At 59.0% G+C, this 13,063-nt stretch carries 10 protein-coding genes; 8 read left to right on the top strand and 2 right to left on the bottom strand.

Annotation, left to right across the window (positions count from 1 at the left end):
• The first annotated feature begins 84 nt into the window (after positions 1-84).
• The 7 genes from clpP (at position 85) to CAF87_RS29305 (ending at position 8,608) form a co-directional block, all read left to right on the top strand.
• Positions 85-720 (top strand): ATP-dependent Clp endopeptidase proteolytic subunit ClpP, encoded by a 636-nt coding sequence (gene clpP / locus CAF87_RS15845; protein WP_053161532.1) that lies wholly within the window; start codon positions 85-87, stop codon positions 718-720.
• A gap of 112 nt (positions 721-832) precedes the next feature.
• On the top strand, positions 833-2,116 hold the full coding sequence (gene clpX / locus CAF87_RS15840; RefSeq protein WP_016775335.1) for an ATP-dependent Clp protease ATP-binding subunit ClpX: 1,284 nt from the start codon (positions 833-835) through the stop codon (positions 2,114-2,116).
• A 162-nt stretch (positions 2,117-2,278) separates the two neighbouring features.
• Positions 2,279-4,675, top strand: coding sequence for an endopeptidase La (lon, locus tag CAF87_RS15835; protein ID WP_085732216.1), 2,397 nt, complete (start codon positions 2,279-2,281; stop codon positions 4,673-4,675).
• Positions 4,676-4,823: 148 nt separating this feature from the next.
• The gene (locus tag CAF87_RS15830; protein ID WP_002552737.1) at positions 4,824-5,096 is read left to right on the top strand and encodes an HU family DNA-binding protein; all 273 of its coding nucleotides are present in this window, start codon (positions 4,824-4,826) and stop codon (positions 5,094-5,096) included.
• 233 nt (positions 5,097-5,329) lie between these two features.
• Positions 5,330-7,201 carry a SurA N-terminal domain-containing protein gene (locus CAF87_RS15825; RefSeq protein WP_085732215.1) on the top strand — a complete coding sequence of 624 codons (1,872 nt, stop codon included), beginning with the start codon at positions 5,330-5,332 and terminating at the stop codon, positions 7,199-7,201.
• 223 nt (positions 7,202-7,424) lie between these two features.
• Positions 7,425-8,297 (top strand): DUF2242 domain-containing protein, encoded by an 873-nt coding sequence (locus CAF87_RS15820; RefSeq protein WP_085732214.1) that lies wholly within the window; start codon positions 7,425-7,427, stop codon positions 8,295-8,297.
• Between the two features lie 161 nt (positions 8,298-8,458).
• Positions 8,459-8,608 (top strand): hypothetical protein, encoded by a 150-nt coding sequence (locus CAF87_RS29305; protein WP_170929600.1) that lies wholly within the window; start codon positions 8,459-8,461, stop codon positions 8,606-8,608.
• A 4-nt stretch (positions 8,609-8,612) separates the two neighbouring features.
• On the opposite strand, the gene CAF87_RS15815 is transcribed toward CAF87_RS29305, so the two are convergent.
• Positions 8,613-9,653 carry an AraC family transcriptional regulator gene (locus CAF87_RS15815; RefSeq protein WP_085732213.1) on the bottom strand — a complete coding sequence of 347 codons (1,041 nt, stop codon included), beginning with the start codon at positions 9,651-9,653 and terminating at the stop codon, positions 8,613-8,615.
• A 3-nt stretch (positions 9,654-9,656) separates the two neighbouring features.
• Positions 9,657-10,787 (bottom strand): carbon-nitrogen hydrolase family protein, encoded by a 1,131-nt coding sequence (locus tag CAF87_RS15810; protein WP_085732270.1) that lies wholly within the window; start codon positions 10,785-10,787, stop codon positions 9,657-9,659.
• Between the two features lie 205 nt (positions 10,788-10,992).
• Between CAF87_RS15810 and CAF87_RS15805 the strand changes: the two genes are divergently transcribed.
• Positions 10,993-13,029: an FAD-dependent oxidoreductase gene (locus CAF87_RS15805; protein WP_085732212.1), complete on the top strand. Its 2,037-nt coding sequence runs from the start codon at positions 10,993-10,995 to the stop codon at positions 13,027-13,029.
• Positions 13,030-13,063: the final 34 nt, after the last annotated feature.

Genomic DNA, 13,063 nt, shown 5'->3' with positions numbered 1-13,063 from the left:
GCGTTAGAAGCACACACCATAAGCCAGCCTTCGAGCTGGCTTATGCGTATTCAAGACATGACTATTTGGGAGTGACTGCAGAGCATGTTCCGTAATTCCTATATTCAGCAGAACTCTGATATTCAGGCCGCCGGCGGCCTGGTCCCGATGGTTGTCGAGCAATCTGCTCGTGGCGAGCGCGCCTATGACATCTACTCGCGTCTTCTCAAGGAACGAGTGATCTTTCTGGTGGGGCCGGTAGAGGACTACATGGCCAACCTGATCTGCGCGCAATTGCTGTTCCTTGAAGCGGAAAACCCGGACAAGGACATCCATCTTTACATTAACTCCCCGGGCGGCTCGGTCACTGCAGGCATGTCGATCTACGACACCATGCAGTTCATCAAGCCAAACGTGTCGACCACCTGCATCGGTCAAGCCTGCAGCATGGGCGCATTCCTGCTGACCGCAGGTGCACCGGGCAAGCGTTACTGCCTGCCGAACTCGCGTGTGATGATTCACCAGCCACTGGGCGGTTTCCAGGGCCAGGCGTCGGATATCGAAATCCATGCCAAGGAAATCCTCTTCATCCGCGAGCGTCTGAACACGCTGATGGCCAAGCACAGCGGCCGTACGCTTGAAGAAATCGAGCGCGACACCAACCGCGACAACTTCATGAGTGCAGAAGCTGCGAAGGAATACGGCTTGATCGACGAAGTGATCAACCAGCGTCCAGCTTAAAATAAGCAGCTCAAAACAGGCCTGATCGGCTGGTCCGATCAGTGGCGGGCTTGAAAAAGCCCGCAATAGCCTTCATCTTGTGTTGCAAGCCTATCGGATTTGGATCGAACGAATGACTGACACCCGCAACGGCGAGGACAACGGCAAGCTGCTCTATTGCTCCTTCTGTGGCAAAAGCCAGCATGAAGTGCGCAAATTGATTGCCGGCCCCTCGGTCTTTATCTGCGACGAGTGCGTCGACCTGTGCAATGACATCATCCGTGAGGAGGTGCAGGAAGCACAGGCCGAAAGCAGCGCGCATAAATTGCCTTCGCCTAAAGAAATCAGCGGCATCCTTGACCAGTACGTAATCGGTCAGGAGCGTGCGAAGAAGGTTCTCGCGGTAGCGGTGTACAACCACTACAAGCGTCTGAACCAGCGTGACAAAAAGGCTGACGACGTCGAACTCGGCAAGAGCAACATCCTGCTGATCGGCCCGACAGGCTCTGGTAAAACCCTGCTGGCCGAAACCCTGGCCCGCTTGCTGAACGTTCCGTTCACCATCGCCGACGCAACTACCCTCACCGAGGCGGGTTACGTGGGTGAAGACGTCGAGAACATCATTCAGAAGCTGCTGCAGAAGTGCGATTACGACGTGGAAAAGGCCCAGATGGGCATTGTCTACATCGATGAAATCGACAAGATTTCGCGCAAGTCCGACAACCCGTCGATCACCCGGGACGTTTCCGGTGAAGGCGTGCAGCAGGCCTTGCTGAAGTTGATCGAAGGCACGGTCGCTTCCGTTCCGCCGCAAGGTGGCCGCAAGCATCCGCAGCAGGAGTTCCTGCAGGTCGACACCCGTAACATCCTGTTCATCTGCGGTGGTGCGTTCTCCGGTCTGGAGAAAGTGATTCAGAACCGTTCCACCAAGGGTGGCATCGGTTTCAACGCAGAAGTGCGCAGCAAGGAAGAAGGCAAGAAGGTTGGTGAATCCCTGCGTGAAGTCGAGCCTGACGATCTGGTCAAGTTCGGTCTGATCCCGGAGTTCGTCGGTCGTCTGCCGGTCCTCGCGACGCTGGACGAGCTGGATGAGGCTGCATTGATGCAGATTCTCACCGAGCCGAAAAATGCCCTGACCAAACAGTACGCCAAGCTGTTCGAGATGGAAGGCGTGGATCTGGAATTCCGTTCCGACGCGCTGAAGTCGGTCGCCAAACGTGCCCTGGAGCGTAAAACCGGTGCCCGTGGCCTGCGTTCGATTCTCGAAGGTGTGTTGCTCGACACGATGTATGAAATCCCCTCGCAGTCCGAGGTGAGCAAAGTCGTGATCGATGAAAGCGTGATCGAAGGCAAGTCCAAGCCACTGTATATCTACGAAAACAGTGAGCCGACGGCCAAGGCAGCGCCGGACGCATAAGTGTCCACTCTGCCGGAACAAGAAGGGGCCTTCGGGCCTCTTTTTTTTTATGTCGTTTTTTACATCCGCTTTACGCTTGTTTTTTTTCAAGGCAGCCCCCATCTTGGCTTCAAGCTTAATTCCATCTGATTACGGCCATATGGCCGCCGTAGAGGCGAAATCATGAAGACCACCATCGAATTGCCTCTCCTGCCATTGCGTGATGTCGTTGTGTATCCGCACATGGTTATCCCGCTGTTCGTGGGGCGCGAGAAATCCATCGAAGCCCTCGAGGCCGCGATGACGGGCGACAAGCAGATCCTCCTGCTGGCCCAGAAAAACCCGGCTGACGACGATCCCGGAGAAGACGCACTGTATCGCGTCGGTACCATTGCCACCGTTCTGCAACTGCTCAAGCTGCCTGACGGCACCGTCAAGGTTCTGGTCGAAGGCGAGCAGCGCGGTACTGTCGAGCGTTTCAGCGAGGTCGATGGCCACTGCCGTGCCGAAGTTTCCTTGATCGACGAAGTCGATGCCGCTGAGCGCGAGTCCGAAGTCTTCGTTCGTACGCTGCTGTCGCAGTTCGAACAATATGTTCAGTTGGGCAAGAAAGTCCCGGCTGAAGTCCTGTCGTCGCTCAACAGCATCGATGAGCCGGGCCGTCTGGTAGACACCATGGCTGCGCACATGGCGCTGAAGATCGAGCAGAAGCAGGAAATCCTCGAAATCATCGATCTGGCTGCTCGGGTCGAGCACGTTCTGGCTCTGCTGGACGCCGAAATCGACCTGCTGCAGGTCGAAAAACGCATCCGTGGCCGCGTCAAGAAGCAAATGGAGCGCAGTCAGCGCGAGTACTACCTGAATGAGCAGATGAAGGCCATTCAGAAGGAGCTCGGCGACAGCGACGAAGGTCACAACGAAATCGAAGACCTGAAAAAGCGCATCGACGCTGCCGGTCTGCCGAAAGATGCCCTGGCCAAGGCTACCGCCGAGCTGAACAAGCTCAAGCAGATGTCGCCGATGTCGGCCGAAGCCACCGTCGTGCGTTCCTACATCGACTGGCTGGTACAGGTGCCGTGGAAGGCCCAGAGCAAGGTGCGTCTGGACCTGGCTCGCGCCGAAGACATTCTCGATGCCGATCACTACGGCCTCGAAGAGGTCAAGGAGCGCATCCTTGAATACCTCGCCGTGCAGAAGCGCGTGAAGAAGATTCGTGGCCCGGTGTTGTGCCTGGTCGGTCCTCCGGGCGTGGGTAAAACCTCGCTGGCCGAGTCGATCGCCCATGCCACCAACCGCAAATTCGTGCGCATGGCCCTGGGTGGCGTGCGTGATGAAGCGGAAATCCGTGGTCACCGTCGGACTTACATCGGTTCGATGCCAGGAAGATTGATTCAAAAGATGACAAAGGTGGGCGTTCGCAACCCGCTGTTCCTGCTCGATGAAATCGACAAAATGGGCAGCGACATGCGTGGCGATCCGGCGTCGGCGTTGCTGGAAGTGCTCGATCCGGAGCAGAACCACAACTTCAACGATCACTATCTGGAAGTCGATTACGACCTGTCGGATGTGATGTTCCTCTGCACCTCGAACTCGATGAACATTCCGCCGGCGCTGCTGGACCGGATGGAAGTGATCCGTCTGCCGGGCTACACAGAAGACGAAAAGATCAACATCGCCGTCAAGTACCTGTCGCCAAAGCAGATTGCCGCCAACGGCCTGAAGAAAGGCGAGCTGGAGTTCGACGAGGAAGCGATCCGCGACATCATCCGTTATTACACCCGTGAAGCCGGTGTGCGTGGCCTCGAGCGGCAGATTGCCAAGGTCTGCCGCAAGGCAGTGAAAGAGCATGCACTGGAAAAACGCTTCTCGGTGAAAGTGACAGCTGATCTGCTGGAACACTTCCTCGGTGTCCGCAAATTCCGCTACGGTCTGGCCGAGCAACAGGATCAGATCGGTCAGGTGACCGGCTTGGCCTGGACTCAGGTCGGCGGTGAATTGCTCACCATCGAAGCGGCCGTCGTGCCGGGTAAAGGGCAACTGATCAAGACCGGTTCGCTGGGTGACGTAATGGTCGAATCGATCACTGCGGCCCTGACCGTGGTGCGCAGCCGTGCCAAGAGTCTGGGCATTCCCCTGGACTTCCACGAGAAGCGCGACACGCACATCCATATGCCGGAAGGTGCTACGCCGAAAGACGGTCCTAGCGCCGGTGTAGGCATGTGTACTGCGCTGGTGTCGGCTTTGACGGGGATTCCTGTGCGTGCCGATGTCGCCATGACCGGCGAGATCACCCTGCGTGGTCAAGTCCTCGCCATTGGCGGTCTGAAGGAAAAACTGCTGGCCGCTCACCGTGGCGGAATCAAGACAGTGATTATTCCGGACGAGAACGTGCGCGATCTGAAGGAGATTCCTGACAATATCAAGCAGGATCTGCAGATCAAACCGGTTAAATGGATTGACGAGGTCCTGCAAATTGCGCTGCAATACGCGCCGGAGCCCTTGCCGGATGTGGCTCCGGAGATAGTTGCCAAGGATGAAAAACGTGAGTCTGACTCTAAGGAAAGAATTAGCACGCATTAATACGCTTTTGCCTGGGGGGCTTCCTTGACAGCTTTTTAGAGCCCTTGTTATAAAGCGGCTCTTAAGTGTCTGTAGGCCATTCAGCACTCGTTTTTGCTTTCACCAAAAAACTTAGAATCATACTCAAATAGATATAAGGGGACTTAGAGTGAACAAGTCGGAACTGATTGATGCTATCGCTGCATCCGCTGATATCCCGAAAGCTGCTGCTGGCCGTGCGCTGGACGCTGTAATCGAATCCGTCACTGGCGCTCTGAAGGCTGGGGACTCCGTAGTTCTGGTAGGTTTCGGTACTTTCTCGGTAACCGATCGTCCAGCTCGCATCGGTCGTAACCCACAGACCGGCAAGACTCTGGAAATCGCGGCAGCCAAGAAGCCAGGTTTCAAAGCCGGTAAAGCCCTGAAAGAAGCCGTCAACTAAGTTTGATTCAGGTTTTTACCCATCCGGGTCGGGGTCATGCCTGACTTGGCAGCGGAGCGGTAGAGCAGGCGGTTTGGAATAATTGCCTGCTACGCCGGGATCGAGGGTTCGAGCCCTGTCCGCTCCGCCAGTTACGAGAAGGCGCATCCTCGGATGCGCCTTTCTTCTATCCGGATTCTACCCACGCTCCACGGTTGCCTAATTTTTGAAGTTCAACCGTTTCTGGGGGACGCATGCTGCAGAATATCAGGGACAATTCACAAGGCTGGATTGCCAAGACCATTATCGGGGTCATCGTTGCACTGATGGCCCTGACCGGTTTCGATGCCATTTTCAAGGCCACGACTCACACCAACGAGGCGGCCAAGGTCAATGGTGAAGAAATCAGCCAGAACGAGCTGAGCCAGGCCGTTGACATGCAACGCCGTCAGCTGATGCAACAGCTGGGCAAGGACTTCGATGCTTCCTTGCTGGACGAAAAAATGCTGCGCGAATCGGCCCTCAAGGGTCTGATCGATCGCAAGCTGCTGCTGCAAGGCGCAGAAAAATCGAAGTTCGCCTTCTCCGACGCGGCGCTGGACCAGGTGATCCTGCAAACACCTGAATTCCAGGTTGACGGCAAGTTCAGCTCCGAACGTTTTGACCAGGTGATCCGTCAGCTTGGCTACAGCCGTATGCAATTCCGCCAGATGCTGGCTCAGGAAATGCTGATCGGCCAACTGCGCGCCGGTGTGGCGGGCAGTGGTTTCGTGACTGATGCTCAAGTGCTGGCTTTCGCCCGTCTGGAAAAACAGACCCGTGACTTCGCCTCGCTGAGCATCAAGGCCGACCCGGCCGCCGTGAAGCTGACCGACGATGAGGTCAAGGCTTACTACGACGAACACGCCAAGGAATTCATGACCCCGGATCAGGTGGTCATCGATTACCTCGAACTGAAGAAGGCTTCGTTCTTCGATCAGGTCGCCGTCAAGGACGAAGACCTGCAGGCGGCGTATCAGAAAGAGATCGCCAACCTGTCGGAACAGCGTCGAGCGGCGCATATTCTGATCGAAGTGAACGACAAGACCACCGAGGCCCAGGCCAAGGCGAAGATTGAAGACGTTCAGGCCCGTCTGGCCAAGGGCGAGAAGTTCGAAGCGCTGGCCAAGGAGTTCTCGCAGGATCCGGGCTCGGCCAACAACGGCGGCGACCTGGGTTATGCCGGTCCTGGCGTCTACGACCCGGCCTTCGAGAAAGCCCTGTACTCGTTGAACAAAGATCAAGTGTCCGAGCCGGTTCGCACCGACTTCGGTTTCCACCTGATCAAGCTGCTGGGCGTCGAAGCACCGGAAGTTCCGACTTTCGCCAGTCTGAAAGACAAGCTGACCCGAGAGTTGAAAACCCAACAGGTCGAGCAGCGTTTTGTCGAGGCGACCAAGCAGCTGGAAGACTCCTCGTTCGAATCGTCTGACCTGGCTCAGCCGGCGCAGGATCTGAAACTGACCGTGCACACCTCCAAGCCGTTCGGCCGTGAAGGTGGCGAAGGTGTTACAGCCAACCGCGCGGTGGTAACAGCAGCGTTCAGCACTGAAGTACTGGAAGAGGGTGCCAACAGCACCGCCATCGAGCTGGATCCGGAAACCGTGATCGTATTGCGCGCCAAGGAGCACCTCAAGCCTGCGCAACTGCCGCTGGAAGCCGTGGCGACTGCCATTCGTACCCAGTTGGCCAAAGAGCACGCCAGCGCGGCTGCCAAGACCAAGGCCGAGCAATTGATCGCCGGTCTGCGCGATGGCAAGACTCCGCTGGACAAGGCCATCGACGGCCAGAACTGGAAAGTTACCCAGGCGGCAACCCGCGCCCAGGAAGGTGTTGATCCTGCAGTGCTGCAAGCGTTGTTCCGCATGCCGAAACCGGCAGGCAAGGACAAGCCGACTTTCAGTAGCGTGACACTGCCTGATGGCAGCCTGACCATCGTGCGTCTGAACGCTGTGAACGAAGCCGCTGCGCCGACCGATGAAGAGAAAGCGCAATATCGTCGCTTCCTTGCCTCGCGTGAAGGCCAGCAAGACTTCGCGGCGTACCGCAAGCAGCTGGAAAGCGAAGCGGACATCAAGCGTTTCTGATGCCTGACTGAGCGATAAAAAAAGCCCCGAATGAACATTCGGGGCTTTTTTTTGCCTATCAATCACTGGGTGACAGGATTTTCATCGACCAATGGCCGGTTTGCCTTTTTCCCTTTACCCATGACCGGTAGAGTTGTAACTGTTTTAAGACACTAATCCGTACGCCGCGGGGCAGCGATATGTTGCACAATACGCCCCGGACCGTTTTCCCTCAGGATGTTTAATGTTGAATTCTATTCCCGTGCGTTTTTTCGGGTTGGCGTTGTTGCTGACCGCCGCTGCCGGCTGCTCCAAGGACAAGCCTATCTACGAGCATGAGAACTTCGACGATTCCGGCACCTTTTCGCGCAACTATCCGGTCACCGATGCCGCCAGCTGCGAAGCGGCGCGCCGCGCGTTGCTCAGCCAGGGCTACATCATCACCAGCAGCGACCCGAAACTGGTCAGCGGCCACAAAAGCTTCCAGCAGACCGGTGAAACCCACATGGAGATCAGCTTCAACGTGGTGTGCACCGATGACGGCAGTGCCGCGCACCACGCGACGGTGTTCGCCAACGCCCTGCAGGACCGTTACGCGCTGAAGAAGACCAACAACTCGGCCAGCCTCGGAGTTGGTGTGCTGGGCTCGGTGTCGATGCCGATCGGCTCCTCTGACGACTCAATGGTCAAGGTGGCCAGCGAAACCGTGTCCTCGCAGAAATTCTACGAGCGCTTCTTCACCCTGGTGGAGCTGTTCCTGCCGGCGGATGCGAAGAAAGCTGCGCACATCACCGAGAAGCCGAAGACCGATCTGGGCGTGCCGGAAGCCAAGGCTGCGCCGGCCGCGCTGGCCCCAACGCCAGCGGCCGAGCCGACTCCGGCGCCAGCCCCGGCCGCCGAACCTGCCGCGACGCCGGCGCCTGCTCCCGCAGAGGCTGGTCCGGTCAGCTCGGAACCGGTCGTTCCGCCAGCCGAGGCGCCGCCGATCACTCCGGCCCCGGGTTCGGAGCTGGTTCCAACAGCAGCGCCGGCTCCGGAAGTCATCACACCACCTGCCAACCCGGCTGACTTGCCGCCGCCATCAGAGCCGATCCCGGCGATGCCAAGCGGGCATTGACCGGTTGCGGGAGCGACGCAACGTCGCTCCCGCTTCGCTACCTGTGTGAGCTGAAATTTCGGTTCACATATTCTGAAAATATCCCCGCGATAAATCCCTGACCGCCTGCTACGTTTATTTCATGAAGGCCGTGTTTCATTTTTCCTTCATACGGGCACTTTATGCTCGAGGCACTGGTCATTTGCTCCAGGCCATTTCAGCAAAGCAGTGAGGGGGATTACACGATGGATGACTATCAAGAAGAACTGCTTGAGTTCCAGGCTTACGAACTGGATTCGCCCGAGCCTGCGGAAGACGCCACCGAGCTCTGAGGCTTCAACCGGTCTTGCGGTGACTGCGGCGGAACTCGCCCGGTGTCTGGCTGTTCCAGCGCTTGAAGGCGCGCTGGAAAGCTTCGGCCGAGGCAAAGCCCAGCAGGTAGGCGATTTCACCGAACGCCAGTTCAGTGTCGCGAATGTAGGTCATCGCCAGATCACGGCGAGTGTCGTTGAGGATCGCGCGAAACTGCGTGCCTTCTTCGGCCAGCTTGCGCCGTAACGTCCAGGTCGGCAGCTTCAGGCGTGCCGCCACTTCTTCCAGGTCGGGTTCCCGGCCACCATTGAGCAACGGCCCGAGCAATTGTGTGATGCGTTCACGCAGGCTGCGGGTTCGCGTCAATTGCTCCAGCTCCCGTTCACACAGTTGCAGCAGATGCTTCCAGGTGCTGGGGCAATGCTCCGGGTTACGTGCGGCCAGGCTGGTGAGGCTAAGACGCAGTTGATTGTGTTCGGCGCCGAATTGGATCGGGCATTCGCCGAGTACGGCGTAGGCGTCGCGATAATCCGGGGTGTCGAATTCGATCTCGATCCGTTCGGCGCGCAGTAGTTCGGGGCTGAGGCTGGACAACTGATGCAGCCAGCCGGCGATGATTGAATCCACCACAAAGCGGTTGTAGGCGTTGTACGGGCTGATCGAATAGAAGCGCAGCCAGGCTCCGCTGGCATCCTCGTGGAAACTCGATTGGCCGCGATAATTGGAGCCGTACAGCGGCTCAAAGCGCGTCAGGCAGCGGGCGGCTTCGCGCACGGTCGGCGCCTGCGCTGCCGTGACGCCCGCCAGTCCGGCCTGACTCAGACGACTGAGCCGGCCCATGCGCAAACCCAGCGCCGAATCGCCGGTCAACTGGATCGCAGCATGCCCCAGGCGCATGTAGCGCGGGATCGACAGGCGTGCGCCGGCCTCGGCCATTCGCGCGGTGTCGAGCCCATATTGTTCGAGCAACGGCTGCGGGTCGGCGTCATGGCTACGCACGGCATCGGCCAGGCTATGGACGAAGCCTACCGAAAGATCCCCAAGACGCATCGGCAGCGGCTTCATGGTCTACAACCAGAGATTGAGCAAGCGCGCGCCACGGGCTTCGCCGTCGGCGAACTGCTGGCCATTGCTGCTGAGGAAGCTCTGCCCGGAACTCGGCTTGTCCCAGAACTGCCCGCGCAGGAACACGCTCATGCCGGCAATCGCACGGCTGCCCGGCGGTTGTGCCGTCAGGGTCAGGCGATGCCAGGCCTGGCCTTCGCTGACCTCTCCCGGTTTGAGGCTGACCGAGTCCGGCACGTTCAAGCCCCTGTAACCCTGCCAGGGCTGGTCCCACACACCGTGACCGATGACGAACGCCGGCACTGCGATCAGTTGCGCACCTTGCGCGTCGAGCTTGCGATAGTTGTCCGGATACCAGCTGTCGTTACCAATCAGCACGCCGAGACGTCCGGCGGGGGTGTCGACCACGTTGATCTGTGAAGCCTCGCCGGTGTCGGTCGTTTCATCCTGATCGAAGATCGGGCGCATCTGTCGCTGTGGCTGGCCAATCGGGGCGCCGTCACGACCAAACACCACACTGGTGTTGTACAGCGCGCCACTGCCGGCCTTGAGCCGGCCGTCGATGATGTTCGGTTCCGGCAGCACGATCGAGCCGGCCACCAGAGTGATATGGAATTCCCTGGCCAGACCGCCGAACAACAACTGATAGTCCTTGGCCATGTCTCGGGATTTCATCCGCAGGTGGGCGTCATCCAGACGGCTGCTGCCCCTGGCGGTGAGCCAGGCGCGGGCGAACTTCAATGGGTTGCTGGCGGCCAGCCAGTTCATCGCCTCTTCGAGGGTGGGCGCCTGGTACAACTCGTCTTTTTCGCCGCTGATCATCAGCCAGGTGCCGACGTGCTCGGGCAGCACCACGATGGTTTTGTCATTGAGCAGACCCTGATCCTGCGCTTGCTGCAGATAGGCGGCGAGTTTGCGGTGCAGGCGCTCGGAGCTTTGGTAGTCGGTGGGGAACAGTTCCGGCTGAATGCCCAGCAGATTGCCACGGTCGGCGCGGGTACCCTGATCGACCGCCAGTTTGATCCTCAGGTCCGACAGGTAATGACCGGCCGGGCGGTCAGCCGCCCACATGGCGTAGAAGGTGAGCGCGGCGACGAGCGCCATGGATAAGGTCAGGTACAAAAGTTTGCGCATGAAAACCAACAACAACCGGGTACAGGGTGTGGGACTAGGGTAGGGCCCATGCCTGCGATTGCCAAGGGGTGCTGCGCATTTGGATCAATAACTTGTCAGTTACGGTCATTGAGTGACAGCGATGCGACTCTTAGTCTGTCGAACATGACTGACGGGGGACGCAGAGCTCCCGCATTTTCCGTGATCGCTCGCTGTGGAGTTACCGATGACCGCCACTTACCCGCACCTGCTGGCCCCGCTGGACCTGGGATTCACCACGTTGCGCAACCGCACCCTGATGGGCTCGATGCACACCGGCCTGGAAGAGAAACCGGGTGGTTTCGAGCGGATGGCGGCGTATTTTGCCGAGCGCGCCCGTGGCGGCGTCGGCCTGATGGTGACCGGCGGTATCGGCCCGAACGACGAGGGCGGTGTGTACTCCGGCGCAGCCAAGCTGACAACCGAGGAAGAAGCGCTCAAGCACCGCATCGTCACCCGTGCCGTGCACGATGCGGGCGGCAAGATCTGCATGCAGATCCTCCACGCCGGCCGTTATGCCTACAGCCCGAAACAAGTCGCACCGAGTGCAATCCAGGCGCCGATCAACCCGTTCAAGCCCAAAGAGCTGGACGAGGAAGGCATCGAGAAACAGATCAGCGATTTCGTCACCTGCTCGGTACTGGCCCAGACCGCCGAGTACGACGGCGTGGAAATCATGGGCTCGGAAGGTTATTTCATTAACCAGTTCCTGGCGGCTTACACCAACCACCGTACCGACCGCTGGGGCGGCAGCTACGAAAACCGCATGCGCCTGCCGGTGGAAATCGTTCGCCGGGTGCGTGAGGCGGTGGGGCCGAACTTCATCATCATCTTCCGCCTGTCGATGCTCGATCTGGTGGAAGGCGGCAGCACCTGGGAAGAAATCGTTACCTTGGCCAAAGCCATCGAGCAGGCCGGTGCGACCATCATCAACACCGGTATCGGCTGGCACGAAGCACGGATTCCGACCATCGCCACCAAAGTGCCGCGTGCGGCGTTCAGCAAGGTCACGGCCAAGCTGCGTGGCTCGGTGAGCATTCCGCTGATCACCACTAACCGCATCAACACCCCGGAAGTCGCCGAGCAGATCCTCGCCGAAGGCGATGCCGACATGGTGTCGATGGCGCGGCCGTTCCTCGCCGACCCGGATTTCGTCAACAAAGCCGCTGAAGGCCGCGCTGACGAAATCAACACCTGCATCGGTTGCAACCAGGCCTGTCTCGATCACACCTTCGGCGGCAAGCTCACCAGTTGCCTGGTCAACCCGCGTGCCTGCCACGAGACCGAACTCAACTATCTGCCGGTCAAGCAGATCAAGAAAATCGCCGTGGTCGGTGCCGGCCCTGCGGGTCTGTCCGCTGCCACCGTGGCTGCCGAGCGCGGGCATCAGGTGACGCTGTTCGATTCGGCCAGCGAGATCGGTGGCCAGTTCAACGTCGCCAAACGCGTGCCGGGCAAGGAAGAGTTCTACGAAACCCTGCGTTATTTCAAACGCAAGTTGCAGACCACCAATGTCGAGGTGTGCCTGAATACCCGCGTCGATGTGGCAAAACTGGTTGAGGGCGGTTACGACGAAGTCATTCTGGCCACCGGCATTGCGCCGCGAGTGCCGGCGATTCCGGGTATCGAGAACGCCAAAGTGCTGAGCTATCTGGATGTGCTGCTCGAGCGCAAACCGGTGGGCAAGCGTGTGGCGGTGATCGGCGCCGGCGGTATCGGTTTCGACGTGTCGGAATTCCTCGTTCATGAAGGCGTGGCCACCAGCCAGGATCGCGCTGCGTTCTGGAAAGAGTGGGGCATCGACACGAACCTGGAAGCTCGTGGTGGCGTGGCCGGGATCAAGGCTGCACCGCACGCACCGGCCCGTGACGTGTTCCTGCTGCAACGCAAGAAATCCAAGGTCGGCGACGGCCTGGGCAAGACCACTGGCTGGATTCACCGTACCGGTCTGAAGAACAAGCAGGTGCAGATGCTCAACAGCGTCGAGTACCTGAAGATCGACGACGAAGGCCTGCACATCCGCATCGGCGAAACCGGCGAGCCGCAAGTGCTGCCGGTGGACAACATCGTCATCTGCGCCGGCCAGGATCCACTGCGCGAGCTGCAAGAAGGGTTGGTGGCAGCCGGACAGAACGTGCACCTGATCGGCGGCGCTGACGTGGCCGCCGAGCTGGATGCCAAACGTGCGATCAATCAAGGTTCGCGTCTGGCCGCCGAGCTCTGATCCACCCTAGAATGCCGGCTCTTTGCACAGAGCC

It is taken from the genome of Pseudomonas sp. R38(2017), from assembly GCF_002112395.1.
Classification (GTDB): Bacteria; Pseudomonadota; Gammaproteobacteria; order Pseudomonadales; family Pseudomonadaceae; genus Aquipseudomonas.
The sequence above is the reverse complement of the archived record's forward strand: the minus strand, read 5'-3'. Positions and strand labels throughout refer to the sequence as shown.